Annotated in this window: 15 protein-coding genes; 10 read left to right on the forward strand and 5 right to left on the reverse strand. The window is 30.4% G+C overall.

Going from position 1 to position 19,132, the window contains the following annotated elements:
* The first annotated feature begins 47 nt into the window (after positions 1-47).
* Together H527_RS0120930 and H527_RS0120935 are read left to right on the forward strand one after the other, a co-directional pair.
* Positions 48-3,746, forward strand: a complete 3,699-nt coding sequence (locus H527_RS0120930; protein ID WP_027414447.1) for a metallophosphoesterase — start codon at positions 48-50, stop codon at positions 3,744-3,746.
* A gap of 14 nt (positions 3,747-3,760) precedes the next feature.
* Entirely contained in the window at positions 3,761-4,309 is a 549-nt protein-coding gene (locus H527_RS0120935; RefSeq protein WP_027414448.1) for a GNAT family N-acetyltransferase, read from the forward strand.
* Here the strand turns inward: H527_RS0120935 and H527_RS0120940 are convergent.
* From H527_RS0120940 to H527_RS0120950, 3 genes are all read right to left on the reverse strand, one after another.
* Positions 4,297-5,172 (reverse strand): NHL repeat-containing protein, encoded by an 876-nt coding sequence (locus H527_RS0120940; RefSeq protein WP_051316898.1) that lies wholly within the window; start codon positions 5,170-5,172, stop codon positions 4,297-4,299. The two genes, H527_RS0120935 and H527_RS0120940, sit on opposite strands and share 13 nt — an antisense overlap.
* On the reverse strand, positions 5,150-5,602 hold the full coding sequence (locus tag H527_RS0120945; protein ID WP_027414450.1) for a Dps family protein: 453 nt from the start codon (positions 5,600-5,602) through the stop codon (positions 5,150-5,152). Before H527_RS0120945 ends, H527_RS0120940 begins: the two co-directional genes overlap by 23 nt.
* Positions 5,603-5,695: 93 nt before the next feature.
* Complete coding sequence (locus H527_RS0120950) at positions 5,696-6,250, reverse strand: NUDIX hydrolase (RefSeq protein ID WP_027414451.1); 555 nt, start codon at positions 6,248-6,250, stop codon at positions 5,696-5,698.
* Between the two features lie 136 nt (positions 6,251-6,386).
* Here H527_RS0120950 and H527_RS0120955 point away from each other — a divergent pair, with 136 nt between their 5' ends.
* From H527_RS0120955 to acs, 7 genes are all read left to right on the forward strand, one after another.
* Positions 6,387-6,806, forward strand: coding sequence for an IS1/IS1595 family N-terminal zinc-binding domain-containing protein (locus tag H527_RS0120955; RefSeq protein WP_027414452.1), 420 nt, complete (start codon positions 6,387-6,389; stop codon positions 6,804-6,806).
* 122 nt (positions 6,807-6,928) lie between these two features.
* Complete coding sequence (locus H527_RS0120960) at positions 6,929-8,161, forward strand: hypothetical protein (protein WP_027414453.1); 1,233 nt, start codon at positions 6,929-6,931, stop codon at positions 8,159-8,161.
* Positions 8,162-8,172: 11 nt separating this feature from the next.
* Positions 8,173-8,436, forward strand: a complete 264-nt coding sequence (locus tag H527_RS0120965; protein WP_027414454.1) for a DUF4212 domain-containing protein — start codon at positions 8,173-8,175, stop codon at positions 8,434-8,436.
* Between the two features lie 79 nt (positions 8,437-8,515).
* Positions 8,516-10,303 (forward strand): sodium:solute symporter family protein, encoded by a 1,788-nt coding sequence (locus H527_RS0120970; RefSeq protein ID WP_027414455.1) that lies wholly within the window; start codon positions 8,516-8,518, stop codon positions 10,301-10,303.
* A 318-nt stretch (positions 10,304-10,621) separates the two neighbouring features.
* A complete protein-coding gene (locus tag H527_RS0120980) occupies positions 10,622-13,300 on the forward strand; it encodes an ATP-binding protein (RefSeq protein WP_027414457.1) in 2,679 nt (892 codons plus the stop codon).
* A gap of 28 nt (positions 13,301-13,328) precedes the next feature.
* A complete protein-coding gene (locus tag H527_RS0120985) occupies positions 13,329-13,700 on the forward strand; it encodes a response regulator transcription factor (protein WP_035089426.1) in 372 nt (123 codons plus the stop codon).
* 143 nt (positions 13,701-13,843) lie between these two features.
* Entirely contained in the window at positions 13,844-15,796 is a 1,953-nt protein-coding gene (acs, locus tag H527_RS0120990; protein WP_027414459.1) for an acetate--CoA ligase, read from the forward strand.
* A gap of 254 nt (positions 15,797-16,050) precedes the next feature.
* Here the strand turns inward: acs and H527_RS22890 are convergent, their stop codons facing one another.
* Together H527_RS22890 and H527_RS0121000 are read right to left on the reverse strand one after the other, a co-directional pair.
* Positions 16,051-16,308 carry a YciI family protein gene (locus H527_RS22890; protein WP_051316899.1) on the reverse strand — a complete coding sequence of 86 codons (258 nt, stop codon included), beginning with the start codon at positions 16,306-16,308 and terminating at the stop codon, positions 16,051-16,053.
* A gap of 170 nt (positions 16,309-16,478) precedes the next feature.
* A complete protein-coding gene (locus H527_RS0121000) occupies positions 16,479-17,570 on the reverse strand; it encodes a M42 family metallopeptidase (protein ID WP_027414460.1) in 1,092 nt (363 codons plus the stop codon).
* A 111-nt stretch (positions 17,571-17,681) separates the two neighbouring features.
* Here H527_RS0121000 and H527_RS0121005 point away from each other — a divergent pair, with 111 nt between their 5' ends.
* Positions 17,682-18,398 carry a DUF4294 domain-containing protein gene (locus tag H527_RS0121005; protein ID WP_035089429.1) on the forward strand — a complete coding sequence of 239 codons (717 nt, stop codon included), beginning with the start codon at positions 17,682-17,684 and terminating at the stop codon, positions 18,396-18,398.
* The last annotated feature ends 734 nt before the right edge of the window (positions 18,399-19,132 follow it).

Below are 19,132 nucleotides of genomic sequence, written 5' to 3' on the forward strand. Positions count from 1 at the left end.
AATTTTTGATAACTAAGATAATTTAAAAAGAGATCATACTTCAAACAATGAGTAAATATAATAAGATTCTAATTATTTGTGTTGCAGTATTACTTAGTTCTTGCGCAACATACTCTCCTAAATATAAAGTCGAAAATTTTGATTCGACATTACCAGACAAAGAAATAGAAAAAAGGTTTTATTTGATAGGAGATGCAGGATATGCCAAGATTAATGAAAGTACAAAAGGGCTATCTATACTTAAAAATTTTTTAGATAAGACAAAGACAGAAAATGATCATCTTATTTTTTTGGGAGATAATATTTATCAAAAAGGAATGCCCAAGAAAGATGCTGTAGATAGGGTTTTAGCAGAACATAGGGTAGATGCTCAAACAGAAGCAGTAAAAATGTTTAAAGGAAATGTTGTTTTTATTCCAGGAAATCATGACTGGTATAATAATGGAGTAGAAGGGCTGGAGAGACAAGAAAAATATGTATTAAAGATAGGTGATAGGAATGCTTTTTTACCAAAAAATGGATGCCCTATCGAAAGTGTGGAAATAAGTAATAAAGTGCATCTTTTGGTTTTAGATACGCAATGGTATCTTGCAGATTGGGATAAAAATCCAACAATTAATGACAATTGCGATATTAAAACGCGTGAAAAACTTTTTATTGAAATCGAAAGCGAGTTAAAAAAACATAGCAAAAAAACTATTGTAATAGCAATGCATCACCCTTTGTTTACTAATGGGGAGCATGGAGGAAAGCATAGTTTTAAAAAACATATCTTTCCTCTAAAAAACAAAATACCTATTCCTGTTTTAGGATCATTAGCTATTCAAATAAGATCTCAGGGAGGGATTTCGAGCCAAGATTTGTCTAATACGCATTATAATAAACTAGTGAGGCGATTATCGACTATGGCACGAGGAGTAGATAAAGTAGTATTTGTTTCAGGACATGAACACTCTTTACAGTATTTAGATAACGGACTTAAACAAATAGTCTCTGGTTCTGGGTCTAAGGTTTCGGCAGCTTCCTTAGGAAAGGAAGGACTGTTTTCTTATCCAGGTCAAGGATTTGCTGTGTTGGATATTTATAAGGATGGATCTTCTAATGTACGGTTTTTTGGAAATGATAAAGGTAAACCTAAATTAGTATATCAAACCAAAGTACATGAAAAAGAAAAAGAATTTGATTTTAGCAATGTTAAAGATTCTTTTGAACAAAAAGTAGAGGCTTCTATATATAGTAAAAATGAAATAAAAAAATCAAAATTATATAAATTTATATGGGGAGATCATTATCGATATGTATATGGAACAGGTATTAACGTTCCTGTAGCAACCTTAGATACTTTAATGGGGGGCTTTACTATTGACAGGCAAGGAGGAGGACAAGTAACAAGATCTTTACGTATTATAGATACAGAAGGTAAACGATATAGCCTTAGAGCTATGCGAAAGAGTGTTACACAGTTTTTACAAAAAGGAGCATTTAAGTATACTTATTTAAATAACACATTTGATAATACTATTATAGAAGATGTACTTTCTGATTTCTATACATCTAGTTATCCATATGCATTTTTGGCAGTAGGTACAATGGCAGATGCAATAGGTGTGTATCATGCAAACCCTAAGCTGTATTATATACCTAAACACCCTAGTTTAGGAGTGTATAATGAAAATTTTGGAGATGAAATATATTTTTTGGAAGAACGCCCAGGAAAAGAATATAAAAAGGAAATCTCTTTTGGAAAACCAAATGATATAGAAAGTACAGATGACCTTTTAAAAAAACTCAGGAAAGACGAAAAATACCAAATAGATGAAAAACACTATATAAGAACCAGACTTTTTGATATGCTTTTAGGGGATTGGGATCGCCATTCAGATCAATGGCGTTGGGCAAGGTTTGATAATGACAATACTAATATATATAGACCAGTTCCTAGAGATAGAGATCAGGTTTTTTCTAACTATGATGGATTTCTTTTGGATGTAATAAAATTTGTAGTTCCTCTGGCAAGAAAATTTCAAGTGTATGATAACGAACTTAAAAATGTTAGATGGATTAATCAATCTGGTTTGCCATTAGATAGAGCATTAATTCAAAATTCGGGTAAAGAAATATGGGAAGAACAAGCTAAATATATTAAAGAAAACTTGTCTGATGTGTCTATTGAAAATGCTTTTTCAGATATTCCTAAAGAACTTCAGGACGAAACTATCCAAAAAATTAAAAACGATCTTAAAGATAGAAGAGATAGTATTGAAAGCATAGCGAAACGTTATTATAAATATTTATCAAAGCATGTTGTTATTACAGGAACCGATAAAGATGATTTTTTTGAGATAAATAGAGAAGATAATAAAACAACGGTAAAAATAGCAAGAATAAAAAAGAACGAAATTAAAGAACCTTATAGCAATAGAACTTTTTACTCTAGTGAAACTAAAGAAATTTGGGTTTATGGATTGGATGATGACGATCAATTTGTTGTAAAAGGAAAAGGAACTAATCCAATAAAAATTCGAATCATTGGCGGTCAAAATAATGATGTATATCACATTGAAAATGGAAAAAAGATTAAAGTATATGACCACAAGTCAAAACCTAATACTATAGAGAAGAAAGGAGGGGCTGATTTTATATTTAGTAATATTTATAGTTATAATATGTATGATTATAATAAGTATATAGATAAAACCAATGCTTTGGCTCCTTTTATAGGTTTTAATCCAGACGATGGACTTAATATAAATATCACAGATGTATACACTATTAAAGGGTTTAAAAATGATCCTTACCATAGTAAACATAAATTTACAGCAGCATACTATTTTCAGACAGAAGGATATGATGTATCCTATACAGGAGAGTTTGTAAAAGCGCTAGGTAACTGGAATTTTTTGGTAGATGGTGTATATACCAGTGAGAATTTTGCACAGAACTTTTTCGGATTTGGTAATGAGACTTCTAATTTTGACAATAAACTTGGGTTCGATTATAATCGAGTAAAAACAGGTATATGGTCTATTGGGTTAGGAATCTCTAAAAAGAGTCGTTATGGTAGTGAATTTTTAATTAACGCGGCTTATGAAGGAGTCGAAGTTCAGGATACTAAAGATAGACTAATAACATCAGGGTTAAGTTTTGTAACCACAGATTCTGATTTCTTTGAACGTAAGTTTTTTAGCAATATAGAGATGACTTATAAGTTCGAAAGCTATGATAACGTTATTAATCCAACCAGAGGAATGTTATTTAAATTACAAAGTGGGGCCAGAACTAATATAGAAGATATAGAAAAAACGTATGGATATATATATCCAAGATTAAGTTTTTATAATTCAATTACCAAAAATAGAAAGCTAGTACTTAAAACAGATGTCATTGCAGGAATCAATTTAGGTAATAATTTTGAATTTTATCAAGGAGTAAAGTTAGGAGGATTAAATGGATTAAGAGGATATAGAGAAGAACGTTTTACTGGGCAAAGTGCATTAGCTTTTAGTGCAGATTTAAGATATAGTTTTAATACATTTAAAACAGGTTTGTTGCCCTTACAACTTGGTGTTTTTGGAGGTTATGATATAGGGAGGGTATGGTTGGATTATGAAAATTCGGATCTATGGCATGACTCTGTTGGAGGTGGATTATGGATTAATGCCTTAGATACAGTTGGAGGACAATTAGGAGTATTTACTAGCAATGATGGCGTACGGTTTACTTTTGGTTTTGGTATGAGTATATAAAATAATTAGAAATATTGAATAGAAAACTAGTAACAAAAAGACTTTGTCTTAGTTTAGTAGAAAAAACGGATGCGCAAAAAATTCATCAATTACATTCTATACCAGAAGTAGATAAATTTAATGTATTAGGAATTCCCGATAATATAAAAATTACAGAAATGATTGTAGCTAAATGGATAGATTTTATTCGTTTACAAAAAGAGTATGTTTTTACTATAGAAACGGTCGATAAAAAAGACTTTATAGGATTAATCGCTATTAAAATCGGAAACCCTAAATATAAAATAGGAGAGGTTTGGTATAAATTAAATCCATCTTTTTGGGGTAAAGGCTATGCTACAGAGGCATTAAAAGAAATTTTGCGTATTGGTTTTGAGAAACTTAATTTACATAGAATTGAAGCAGGATGCGCTATCGATAATATAGGATCTATTAGAGTTCTTGAAAAATCAGGAATGAATAAAGAGGGGCATAAACGAAAAGTTTTACCTCTTAAATCTGGTTGGTCAGATAATTATGAGTATGCTATTTTAGAGGAAGATTGGGATACTCAATCTAGCTGATACTCATATAAGCTAGCTTTTTTATGGCCTGTTTTTTCATCTGTAATAAAAAGAGTAGAGTCATTTTTAAAACAAACACCTTCTTTTTGCGAATTGTGGTGTAATTTTATTTTTTGAATATTTCCATTCCATAAGTTGTCTCCTTTAAAATCACGAAGTAAAAAAACTTTGTCATGAGTAAGGAGAGCTATTTTATCATTTGTTTTATTAATTGCAGCTCCAGTGATAAAACAATCCGAATTATTGTTACAAATTTCATATTCTCCTATTAATTTGGCTATATGTTGTCCTGATGTAGTAGGGATTTTATATAATTTGGTAATTCCTTTTGCTTTTTTACTTCTATTTTTAGTAAATAAATATAGATTGTTCTTCAGATATATAAAAGCTTCTACATCAAAATTTAATTCCTTTTTTTTAGGCGGAAATTTCTTTTGATCCTCATAAGTGAATTCAATTTTTGAAACCGACAAAGAATTAGATAAAATCCCAGAGACTTTATAAATGTTTAAATCTTTTCGGTCATTACTATTATTGCCAAAATCTCCAATATAGATGTTGTCTTTATGATCGTATGCCAAATCTTCCCAATCTATATTTTTAGTTTCTGGAATTTTAATTTGTTGTAATATCTCACCTTTTAAATCTAAACAAAATAACGTATTATCATTACCAGAATCATTAATAGCATATACCTTATTATTAGATAACATTGTTATACCTGATATCTCATTAAGACTATTAGGAAAGCTATGAATATTTGATATACCTGATTTCTTGTTTTTTTGGCAACTAACTGAGATAGCTGCCAAAAAGATAAGGTAGGAAAATCGCATTATTTTATTTTCTTTGATTCCACGCATTAAGCATCCAACTAGTTTTTTCTATTTCTCCGATATACGTTCCTGTTATATCCAGTGTTCCGTCATCTTTTGCATTTTCAGCAGAAGCAGTTACTTTTTTTAACTGTTTAAGAAGAGCAATATGATCCTCAAGAATTTCGGATACCATTTTCTGATCTATAAGAGTAGAATCCGCTTCTTTAATATTAGATAAATTTAAGTATGCACTAAAATTGCTAACAGGGTTCCCTCTTAGAGTTAAGATTCTTTCTGCAATTTCATCTATTTTTAACTTGGCATCTTCATAAAGTTCTTCAAATTTAGCATGAAGTTCAAAAAAATGAGGGCCAGTAATATTCCAATGAAAATTTCTTAGTTTTTGATAATGCAAATGATAATCTGCTAATAATATGTTTAAAGCTTCAATTGTTTCTTTATTTGAATTGGTCATAGTTTATTCTTATTGTTTGTTAGATTTCAATACAAAAATATGATAATAAAAAATTATAATATGAAGTTACTATAGTTACTTGTAATACGGGTATTATTGTAATCGATTTATGATTTTATTAAGAATTAAATTATAATAAGAATCGTCATGAGGAACATATATTTTAGATTGTAAAGAATCCTGCAAATGCTCCTTTAATAAATTATGGTGTGTAAGAGTAGTATCAGAAACTTCTTCTTTTTGGAGTAATAGTGATGTGATTGGTACCTCTAGATGTGAAAGGTAAATATGATGAAATTCATTATCATAAAGATTTGGTTTGGGTATTTTTTTGGATAAGTATATTCCTATAAAATCTAGATTCATTTTAGAAATGGACAAGCCAATTTCTTCTTTAATTTCTCTTATAGCAGCATTTTCAGGAGTTTCTCCAGCTTCGATATGACCAGCAACAGAAACATCCCATAAATCAGGATACGTATCTTTATTATAAGCTCGTTTTTGTAATAATACTTCTCCATTTTTTGTGTAAAACCAAATATGTACACTTGCATGATATAATCCTAACCGATGTGCTTCGGATTTTAATCTTACTTCTCCCGTAAACTTTCCTATTTCATTTAATATATCTATAAGTTCATCTGTCATTTGTGTATTGTTTGTTTTAAAAAACAGTGTTATATCTATTAAAATAGCTTTAAAAGTTAAATGTTTCTATAATTAATATTAAATAGTTGTTATATTTTTATTGCTAAAATAATATATTTATGCAAAAATACTATATATGAATCTGGATTCCTGTCCCAATTGTGGTTCTGCTAAATATATAAAAAGCGGAATAATAGATAATAGACAAAGATATCGATGCAAAAATTGTAATTATTATTTTACAGTTAATAAGCTAGGTAAAAGGATTGACGACTATTATGTTAACAAAGCATTACAGCTTTATTTGGAAGGGTTGACCTATCGTGAAATAGAACGAATATTAGGGGTTTCTCATGTAAGTGTTATTAATTGGGTTAAAAAATATAATATTAAAAGACCATACAATGCAGAATACCACCCTACATACAAAATATTAAACGCTTCAGAACTAGGGGTATATTTTCAAAACCCTGCAAATATTAAAGGAGCAGGAGTGATAGTAACAGAATTGGGAGATAAATTTATGCTTATAAAATGGGAGCGATTTAGAGAATAACTATATTAATTAGCAATAAACTATATTAATTTTTACTGCTCGACATAATTTTTAGACTTTTAGCAAGTGCACAACACTACGCAAGTAGTATAATTATTTTATACAAATCAAATTCTTAAATTATGAAAAAGCTTTTACTGCTACTTTTTTTAGGTAGTTTTTTGATTTCGCACCCAATCTTTTCTCAAGGATCTCCAGATTATACGGGGGGGCTTAAAGTTAAACTTAATGAAGATGGTTCAAAGTATTTTAGAATTATTTCTTGGGCTCAATTTTGGGCCAGATACACCGATGATGTTCCAGATGATGAAAGTAATACAGATTTTAGCATTCGAAGAGCAAGAATTTTAATGTATTCACAAATCAGTAAAGATTTTTTAATCCTTACTCATTTTGGATTAAATAGCTTAAATGCAGATAATATGAGCCCTGTAGGTAAAGATGAAAGCTCACAACTATTCTTTCACGGAGTTTGGGGACAGTATAGTTTAGGATCAAACCATGCAATTGGTGGAGGGTTACATTATTGGAATGGTATTTCTCGTCTTAATAACCAAAGTACTCTTAATATTATGACACTGGATAATAATAGACAATCATGGGCAACAATAGGATTATCAGATCAATTTGCTCGTCATATTGGTATTTATGCTAAAGGTACTTTTGGTAAATTACAATATCGAGTTTCGGTTAATGAATCTATAACAAATAATCTTCAAGAAGAAACAGATCCTGTAAATGATGGATCGGCTGTATACGCAGGAAGAAAATTATTAGGATCTAAAGATGCAGGAAAGAACTTTGCGGGATATTTTGATTATAATTTTATGGATCAAGAATCTAATTTTTTACCATACAAAGTAGGCTCTTACTTAGGAGGAAAAAAAGTATTTAATGTAGGAGCAGGCTTTTTTTACCATCCAAAAGGTAGTGTAATAGCAGATACAAATGGGGTTTTAGAAGGAGAAGACATAGCAATATTTGCTATAGATGCTTTTTATGACGCTCCTTTAGGAGAGAACGGTTCTGCTATTACAGCATATGCAACCTATCAAAATAATGATTATGGTAAAAACTATACTCTAGGACAAACCTATGAAACAGGTTCTATGATATACGGACATGTAGGATATGTTATACCTAATGATAATAAAAAAACAAAATTTCAACCGTATGCATCTTTTAATACTAGGTCTATAGATGCTATCGATGATAATGCAACAACATTTGGGCTTGGAGCAAATGCCTATTTTAATGGTCATAATTCTAAACTTACCTTAGAATATCTGAACACGAAATATGGCGAAAATGATGCTCAAAGTTTTATAACCTTACAAGCAATGATCTATCTCTAAAACTTATAATTATGTCAGAAAAACAAAAAAAAGCCAGTGCATATTGGAAAGAAAACGTAAGATATTTATTCATTTTATTAGCAATTTGGTTTGCTGTATCCTATGGTGCAGGTATACTTTTTAAAGATGTATTAAATCAATTTCACATGGGAGGTTTTCCATTAGGATTTTGGTTTGCACAACAAGGTTCTATCTATGTATTTGTGATTTTAATCTTTGTCTACGTTCGATTAATGAACAAATTAGATAAAAAATATGGGTACGATAAAGATTAAGAGGTAGAAAAAAGAGTAGGATTTAATCCTATACATAACACATGTTTTCTAAAATTATAAACAACTAAAAAAATATATTATGAGTGTTCAAATTTGGACTTATATTTTGGTGGGGATAACCTTTGCTTTATATATAGGTATTGCAATCTGGTCTAGAGCCAGCTCTACAAAAGAGTTTTATGTAGCAGGAGGAGGAGTGTCTCCTTTAGCTAATGGTATGGCAACCGCAGCCGATTGGATGAGTGCTGCATCGTTTATATCTATGGCAGGTATTATAGCCTTTTCGGGTTATGACGGTGCCGTATACTTAATGGGCTGGACAGGTGGATATGTGCTATTAGCATTATTATTAGCACCGTATTTAAGAAAATTTGGAAAATTTACAGTTCCAGATTTTATAGGAGATAGGTATTATTCTAAAACAGCAAGGTCTGTAGCCGTATTCTGTGCACTATTAGTATCTTTTACTTATGTAGCAGGGCAGATGCGAGGTGTTGGTATTGTGTTTTCTAGATTTTTAGAAGTAGATATCAATACCGGGGTAATTATAGGTATGATCATCGTACTGTTTTATGCCGTATTAGGAGGAATGAAAGGTATTACATATACCCAGGTAGCACAATATTGTGTGCTTATTTTTGCATTTATGGTACCAGCAATATTTATTTCTATTCAAATGACAGGTAACCCAATTCCGCAATTAGGATTTGGAGACACTATTGCAGATGGTTCAGGAACGTATCTTTTGGATAAATTAGATGGATTAAGTACAGAACTTGGTTTTTCACCATATACCGATGGGTCTAAATCTACATTAGATGTGTTTGCGATAACTTTGGCATTAATGGTAGGTACAGCAGGATTACCGCATGTAATTGTACGTTTTTTTACAGTAAAAAGAGTTAAAGACGCTCGAAAATCTGCGGGATATGCATTATTACTTATAGCAATACTATACACAACTGCTCCTGCAATAGCTGTTTTTGCAAAAACAAACCTTATAGAATCTGTGCAAAATAAAAAATATGAAGAGTTACCTCTTTGGTTTAAAAACTGGGAAGATACAGGACTATTAGGATGGGCAGATAAAAACGGTGATGGGCAAGTGCAATATGCTAATGGTCATGCAGTACAAGGAAATAAAAATAAACCAATTTTTGATGGAAAAAATAGAGGAGAGCATGGAGAACGTAGAATTACAAATATAAATGCAGCTACAAAAAATGAACTTTTTGTGGATAGGGATATTATGGTACTGGCAAATCCAGAAATAGCAAACCTACCTAATTGGGTGATTGCTTTAGTAGCCGCTGGTGGTTTAGCAGCAGCACTATCTACTGCAGCAGGGTTATTATTAGTTATTTCATCTTCAGTATCACACGATTTAATCAAAAAAATGATTAAACCAGATATTTCTGAAAAAGGAGAATTAATTGCAGCACGTCTTTCTGCTGTTGCAGCAGTATGTGTAGCAGGATATTTTGGGATTAATCCACCAGGCTTTGTAGCAGCAGTAGTTGCTCTAGCATTTGGATTAGCTGCAGCATCTTTCTTTCCAGCAATAGTGTTAGGTATATTTTATAAAAGAATGAATAAAGAGGGAGCTATTGCAGGTATGGTTATAGGTATATTATGTATGTTATTATACATGATAAAATATAAACTAGGCTGGTTTGATGAAATTCTTCCTCCACCAAGTGAGTGGTGGTTTGGAATTTCTCCAGAAGGATTTGGAGCAGTAGCAATGATAATCAATTTTGTAGTATCCTTGGTAGTTTCTAAATTTACAAGTGCACCACCAAAAGAGGTTCAAGAAATAGTAGAGAATATAAGAATCCCAAGTGGAGTAGGAGAAGCTACACATTAGTGGTATCTAAAATAATAAATCTCACAGGTTGTTAAAAATCTGTGAGGTTTAAATTAAATAGAATATATCCTAAGTTTTTCGAAATCCAAAAGTTGGTTTCAAAAAAGGTATACACAAGTAATAATGTTTTTATGAAAAAACGTCATCAACAAAAATTAATAGTACTTTCTATCACGTTGCTTTTTCTATTTAATATACCATTAATATTTATGTTTAATCACTCTGGAAATATTTTTGGATTTCCTGTATTATACTTTTTTGTGTTTCTTATTTGGGCAATTTCAATTTTAATTTCTTATATAATTTTAAAGAAGTTTTATGAATAGTTACGTTTTGATATTCATAATTATAGGGTACCTGTTTCTTTTGTTTGGAATAGCTTTTTGGGCAGAAAAAAAGGCAAACAGATCTTGGGTAAATAATCCTTATGTATATACACTATCTCTGGCAGTATATTGTTCTGCTTGGACTTATTATGGTAGTGTGGGGATTGCAGCAACTTCTGGAGTCAGTTTTTTGACCACATATTTAGGTCCGGTAATAGCTTTTCCTATTTGGATTATAGTACTAAAAAAAATAATCAAAATATCAAAACAACATAAAGTATCAAGTATTGCAGATTTTATTTCTCTTAGATATGGTAACGATCGTTTTTTGGGTGCATTAGTAACTATAATATGCGTTTTAGGAGTATTACCATATATTTCGCTACAACTTAAAGCTGTTTCAGAAACTTTTGGTATAATTTCTGAAGACACTATTAATTCTTCAAGTACTATTTTTAAGGATTCTACATTTTATATCGCAGTTTTATTAGCCATATTTGCAGCATTTTTTGGAACAAGAACAACAGATGCTACACAACGTAGACAAGGAATAATTTTTTCGGTGGCAGTAGAGTCTGTAATTAAGCTTGTTTTCTTTTTAGGAGTAGGTATATATGTGTCTTATTTTCTTTTTGAAGGAACTTTAGATATTTATAATCAAATATCCATTACAGAAGATTTCGAATTTTTAACCACATTTGATAGTCTTGAATCTGGTATTAATTGGTATTTCATGATGGCTTTATCTTTTTTAGCAATCTTTTTATTACCAAGGCAATTTCATGTTTCGGTTATAGAAAACACAAACCAAAAACACCTTAAAACAGCAATTTGGTTGTTTCCTTTGTACCTTTTACTATTTAATGTATTTGTTGTTTTTATAGCATGGGGGGGTAAATTACGCTTAGGAGATGTAGCAAATCCAGATTATTATTCGCTACTCCTTCCGTTACAAAACGGAGATGTATTTTTAGCAATTTTAGTATTTTTAGGAGGTTTTTCGGCAGTGATTTCTATGGTGGTGGTTTCTACATTGGCATTGTCTACTATGCTAAGTAATAATTTGATTATACCTTATGGTTTTTTGGATAAATTCAGTAACAGTCGTCCAGAACGAAATGCTAATTACATCAAGAATATTCGTAGAATAGCAATTTTTTGTTTAATATTAGGAGCTTATTTTTTCTATATTAATTTTAATATTGAATTATCCTTATTTTCGATAGGACAACTATCTTTTGTTGTTATAGCACAATTAGCACCTACATTTTTTATAGGACTATTTTGGAATAGAGGGTCTTCTATAGCTGCAAAAATGGGGATAATAACAGGAACATTAGTAACTACTTATACTCTTGTTTTACCATTTGTTCTAGATGCGATATTTGGGAACATGGATTTTATTGTTTTTGGCCCTTTTGAGTTAGAACTTTTAAAACCATATGCTTTATTTGGTATAGATTTTCTTAATCCTGTGACACACGCTTTTTTTTGGAGTATGTTTTTTAATAGTATAGTATATCTTTTTGTATCTCTTTCTTTTAAAGGTAATTATAGAGAACGAAATTATGGAGAAATGTTTGTGAATAGCAATTATAATTCCTTACAAGAAAATGCATTTATATGGAAAGGAGAAGCTTATGTTTCGGATATAAGAAGAGTTTTGAATCGTTTTTTAGGAGAAAAAAGAACAGAACGAGCTTTAGATTTATTTTATTTAAAATATGATCTTTCTAGAAATGAAGAAAAAGCAGATGCAAGGTTAATTAATTTTTCAGAAAAACTACTTACAGGTAGTATTGGTAGCGCATCCTCTCGTATCTTAATAGCAAGTGTTGTAGAAGAACAACCAGTTACTTTAGTAGAAGTACTAGAGATTTTAGAAGAAAATAAAAAGACTATTTCTACTAATAAATTTTTGAAACATAAATCAAACGAGTTAACACAGCTTACAGAAGAATTAAAAGAAGTCAATGAAGAACTAAAAATACAAGATAAATTAAAAGACGAATTTTTAGACACAGTAGCACATGAGTTAAAAACACCTATTACATCTATTAGAGCAGCATCAGAAGTGTTATTAGACAATGAGGATATGCTAGAAAATATAAAAATTCAATTCCTTAATAATATCCTGTATGATTCCGAACGTTTGGGGAAACTAATTAATAATATTTTAGATCTAGAAAAATTAGCATCTGGTAGGGAGATTTTAGATAAAAAAATGAATAATCTGAATGTAACTATAGAAAAAGCACTCTCTGGAGTCCAACTAATTGCAGAGAAAAAAAATATAAAAATTGTAACCCATCAAGAAAGCCTTACAGCAAGATATGATGAAGACAGAATTATTCAGGTATTGATAAACGTACTTTCTAATGCTATCAAATTTGTAGAAGAAAAACATGGAGAGGTAAAAATAATATCAAGAAAAAATAAAAATTATATACAGGTTATTGTTGAAGATAATGGAAAAGGTATTTTGAATGAGGATATGAAATATATTTTCGATAAATTTTACCAGTCAAAAAATCAAAATGTCAAAAAACCCGTAGGAAGTGGTTTTGGTTTAGCAATTAGTAAGCAAATTATCGAAGGACATAAAGGAAAGATAAGAGTAGATGAAAATTATAAATTAGGAGCTCGATTTATTATTGAAATTCCAGAATAATATATTGTATAATATAAAAGAGTAAATTTTGAACAGAAAGAAGATATTGATTGTTGACGATGAACCAAATATAGTAATGTCTTTAGAATATACATTTAAAAAAAAAGATTTTGATGTTTATATAGCTAGAGATGGAGAAGAAGCTATAGAAATATTAAAATCAAAAATACCAGACGTAATTCTTTTAGATATAATGATGCCAAATGTAGATGGATATCAAACATTACAATATATAAGAGAAAATAGTACAACCAAAAACATTAAAGTTATATTCTTAACAGCAAAAAATAAAGCATTAGATATCGAAAAAGGATTTACTATGGGAGTAGATAAATATATAACCAAACCATTCTCTATAAAAAAAATTGTAGCAGAAATAAATGAACTGATGACTTCTTAAAAAAAACAAATGTTTTGATGTTAATAAAACACGATATGTTTTTTAAGTTGTTTACACCTTAATAAAGGTTACTCGTCGATAATTTTTTGGCGATGACATGTTTTAAAAGAATTTAATACACCAAAATCACAAAATCACAAAATATGGAAATAAGAGACACTCTTCAACTGCGTTCTTTTGCAGAATATAAAGAAGCTTACCAAGAAAGCATATCAAATCCTGAAAAATTCTGGGACGCCATTGCAGAAAAATTTTATTGGCATAAAAGATGGGATAAAACATTACAATGGGACTTTACAAAACCCGAAGTAAAATGGTTTGAAGGGGGGAAATTAAACATAACAGAAAACTGTTTAGATAGACATCTTGAAAAATTAGGTAATAAGACAGCTATCATTTGGGAACCTAATGATCCGGACGAAGAGTCAAGACATATAACCTATAGGCAACTTTTTATAAAAGTTTGTCATTTTGCAAATGTTTTAAAAAATAATGGTATTAAAAAAGGAGATCGTGTTTGTCTTTATATGCCGATGATTCCAGAATTAGCAATTGCAATGCTAGCTTGTGCTCGTATAGGAGCAGTTCACTCTATTGTATTTGCAGGGTTTTCTAGTACCGCTATTGCTAGTCGGATTAATGATTCAAAATGTAAATTACTTATCACAGCAAATGAGGTGTATAGAGGTGCTAAACCTGTAAAACTAAAAGAAATGTGTGATGAAGCATTAAAAACTACACCTTCTATAGAAACAGTTATTGTATATAGAAGAACAGTAGAGCCAACACCAATGCAAGAGGGTAGAGATAAATTTTGGTTTGATGAATTACAAAAAGTAGAAAAAGAATGCCCTGCCGAAATAATGGACGCAGAAGACATGTTGTTCATTTTGTATACCTCTGGTTCTACAGGAAGACCAAAAGGGATGGTGCATACCATAGGAGGGTATATGGTATATACAGGTTATACTTTTGCTAATGTTTTTCAATGTGATCATTTTGCACCAACAAATACAATACCTCAAAAAAAATATGATGGAGACATATATTGGTGTACCGCAGATATCGGATGGATTACTGGGCATTCTTACATATTATATGGACCACTAGCAATGGGCGCAACAACAGTAATGTTTGAAGGAGTACCAAGTTATCCAGATTATGGACGTTTTTGGGAAATATGTGACAAATTAAATGTAACTCATTTTTATACCGCACCAACCGCAATTCGAGCCTTAGCAAAACAACCAATAGAACTAGTAAATCAACACGATTTATCTTCAATAAAAGTTTTGGGATCAGTGGGAGAGCCAATTAATGAAGAAGCATGGCACTGGTATAATGATAACATAGGTAAAGGAAACTCTCCTATTGTAGATACTTGGTGGCAAACAGAAACAGGAGGAGTTATGATATCTCCATTAGCAGGGATCACACCAACTCGTCCCACATTTGCTACGTTACCTTTACCAGGAATTCAACCAGTTTTAATGGATGAAAATGGAAACGAAATAGAGTTTAGATCACAACAGTCTGAGGGGCGTTTAGCAATTAAATTCCCTTGGCCGTCCATAGCTAGAACAATATATGGCGATCATCAGCGGTATAAAGAAGTATATTTTTCTACCTATAACAACATGTATTTTACAGGAGATGGAGCATATAGAGATGCTACAGGTAATTATAGAATTACAGGGAGGGTAGATGATGTCGTTATTGTATCTGGACACAATTTGGGAACAGCACCTATAGAAAATGCTATTAATGAACATCTGGCTGTAGCAGAATCAGCTATTGTAGGTTTTCCTCATGATATTAAAGGAACAGCATTATATGCCTATGTAACCTTACATGATGGTAAACAAGCAAGTGATCAACTTATACAGGAAATAAGAGAGCAAGTGTCTAATACTATTGGACCAATAGCAAAACCAGATAAAGTTCAATTTGTAACAGCCTTGCCAAAAACCAGAAGTGGTAAGATTATGAGGAGAATTTTGCGTAAAATAGCCTCTAAGGATACTTCTAATCTAGGAGACACGTCTACATTATTAAATCCAGATGTAGTTCAGGAGATAATGGATAATGCATTATAAAGTAAAAAGGTGGCTTAAAATAAGTCACCTTTTCTTTGTTTAATACACACAAAATTATATTTATTTCATTAAAAAGGTTAATTCTTTACAGGTTTTACTTGGTGTAAACTCAGTAAGTTCATACTCGGCTAAACCATTTATTTTAAAAGGATCTTTATCTTATACGATTTACGGATGAGAATTGCGTATAAATAATTGCAAAGGTTTTTCGCTAGATTGATGAATCAAATTAAAGAATAGCCATAGCTATTGTTTCATTTTATGAAGAAAATATAGTAGAAAAAGAATGCGATTATATGCGAGATTTTTATTCGTAAATCGTATAAAATCTTTAATAGTTCTTTTTTGTTAGAGATTTTAGATAAAATTATTCCTCCTGTTCTAGGAATTTTTCTTCCTGAAGCTTGAAAATTTTCAAGATTATACTGTTCATTTAAGTATTCTATATGAGCATCTAAATAAGAATCGATCGTTTCTAAAGAAACTTTATAGGTCAAAGATATAATATACATTTTATAATTTTTTGAGAAGAATTTTTTGAAAACTAGATAGAGATTGGACTTATTCAAAAATAAATAGTAGTAAACTATACAGTTTTGGCAAATATAAAATCTAAAAGAAATAAAAAACCACAAAAACAATAAAGTTTTTGTGGTAGTAATAAATTTATAGTAGGAGAAAATTATTTCTCAAAATAACTAAAACTTTCTCCTTCTTTAATATTAAGAAGACTTTCATAAATAAGTTTAATAACATTTTCAACATCATCCCTATGAACCATCTCGACAGTAGTATGCATATACCGTAGAGGCAAAGAAATCAAAGCAGAAGCTACACCGCCATTGCTATAAGCAAAAGCATCTGTATCGGTACCCGTCATTCTGCTAGAAGCCATACGCTGAAAAGGAATCTTTTTATCCTCAGCAGTATCGATAAGTAGTTCTCTAAGCCTGTTTTGTACAGCAGGAGCGTAAGATATTACGGGACCATCGCCAATTTTAGTTTCTCCCTGTGACTTCTTTTCAATCATTGGAGTAGTAGTATCATGACAAACATCAGTAACGATAGCAACATTAGGCTGGATAGTATGTGTAATCATTTCTGCTCCTCTTAACCCAATTTCTTCTTGAACAGAATTTGTAATGTATAAACCAAAAGGAAGATTTTTTTTATTCTCTTTTAATAAGCGAGCTACTTCAGCAATCATAAAACCTCCCATACGATTATCCAAAGCACGACAAACAAATTTATCTTTGTTTAAAATAAAAAATTCATCAGGATAAGTAATAACACAGCCAACATGTACACCAAGTTTTAAAACATCTTCCTTAGTATCACATCCTACATCAATACAAATATTTTCTAAAGAAGGAGCAGGTTCTTTTCCAGCTTTTCTTGTGTGTATTGCAGGCCATCCAAAAACACCTTGAACAATACCTTTTTTAGTATGTATATTAACACGCTTTGAAGTAGCAATTTGATGATCACTACCTCCATTTCTAATAACATAAATAAGTCCGTTGTCAGTAATATAATTTACATACCACGAAATCTCATCAGCATGACCTTCTATAACTACTTTATATTTTGCTTTAGGATTAATTACCCCAACAGCACTACCATAAGTATCAGTAATAAACTCATCAACATATGGTTTTAGATAATCCATCCAGATTTTTTGCCCTTCCCATTCATATCCAGTAGGAGCAGGATTATTTAAATATTTTTCGAGAAAAGTCAACGACTTTTTATTAAGAATGCTTTTTTTTGCCATTTTATTATTTCATTTTAATGCTAAAATAACAATATTCATATTCATTTTACAGTTTAGAAATGGTTAATTATTAATTTTACAATAATTTTAGAAGGTCTCATATATCCTATTATGTTTAAATATATATTGTATATAATATCGTTTGGGTTTGTAACTCTTACGTACGCTCAAAAAGAAAATAAAAACAAGGTAGATTCTTCTAAAGTAGATACTGCAGGTTACGTACAATATTATATTATAGAAGGAGATACAATACCACATGAAGCTATAGATTTGGATGAAGTAGTTATTTTAGGAAAATTAAAATTTAAAGATAAACTAGCGAAAAGAAAATACCTTATTCTAAGGCGTAAAACTAGAAAAGTATATCCTTATGCAAAATTAGCATCAGATAGACTAAAAACTTTAAACGATAGATTAGAAGGAATAGGAACTAAACGATCTAAAAGAAAGTACATAAAAATACTCCAAAAATATATGGAGGAAGAGTTTACAAAAGAGTTAAAAAAACTCACACGTACAGAAGGACAAATATTGGTTAAATTAATTCATCGCCAAACAGGTAAAACTATGTTTGAGTTAGTGAAAGAATACAGAAGTGGTTGGAAAGCTTTTTGGTATAATAATACAGCTAAACTTTTTAATATCTCTTTAAAAGAAAAGTACGATCCTATAAATATTGAAGAAGACTATTGGATAGAGGATATACTACAACGTAGTTTTCAGACTAATATTCTAAAGGAACAAAAAACAGCTTTAGATTTTAGTTTTTATGATTTAAGGAATAAATGGACAGATAGCACAAAAAAAGCTTCTCCAAAAAAATAATTAAAAAAATAACAAATATATTTATACACCAACGCTATCCTTGATGTATAAATACATTAATACGTACTACAAAGCTGTGTTTTTAGTTTTAAAGTAAAAAAATAGTAAAAAAAATATCTCCATTTTGAGTATTTTTCTGTAAATTAGCACTCTATCTTTTTTAAAATCAGCATTTTCCTTTTTTTGGATTAAAAAATATAAAAAAAGTTGTTTTGTTTCTTATTATTTAGTGTATGTTTGCACCCGCAAAACGGGTATTGTTTTGAGTTCATTGAAAGGGGATTAGCGATTGTTTTAGGAGGTAAAAAAACTTCAAAAATTTTTAAAAAAAAGCGTTGTCAGAATAAAAAAAGGTTGTAGGTTTGCATCCGCAAAACGGAGTAAGGTTTTGAGTTCATGGATAAAGTATTTTTAAGGGTTTAGAGTTGAAAAAACTTTTAAAAAATAATCAAAAAAAATTCTTGTTAATTAAAATAGAGGTTGTATATTTGCACCCGCTTTGATAAACAAGGTAAGTTCCTAAAAATAAGTAGTACTGGAGTAAAGTGTTTTAATAAGCATTTATAGGGGTTCGATTCCTTAAATACAAACAATAATTACTAGCGAAGAAGATCGCTTTAGTGATTAAAAAAGTTCATAGACATATTGATTGACAGCGCGTATTAGACTAGAGATAGTTTATTACAAAGAATAAAGACTAGAAACATCATAGAGATACGATTATAATTCCGTTG

Source organism: Aquimarina muelleri DSM 19832 (assembly GCF_000430665.1).
Classification (GTDB): domain Bacteria; phylum Bacteroidota; class Bacteroidia; order Flavobacteriales; family Flavobacteriaceae; genus Aquimarina; species Aquimarina muelleri.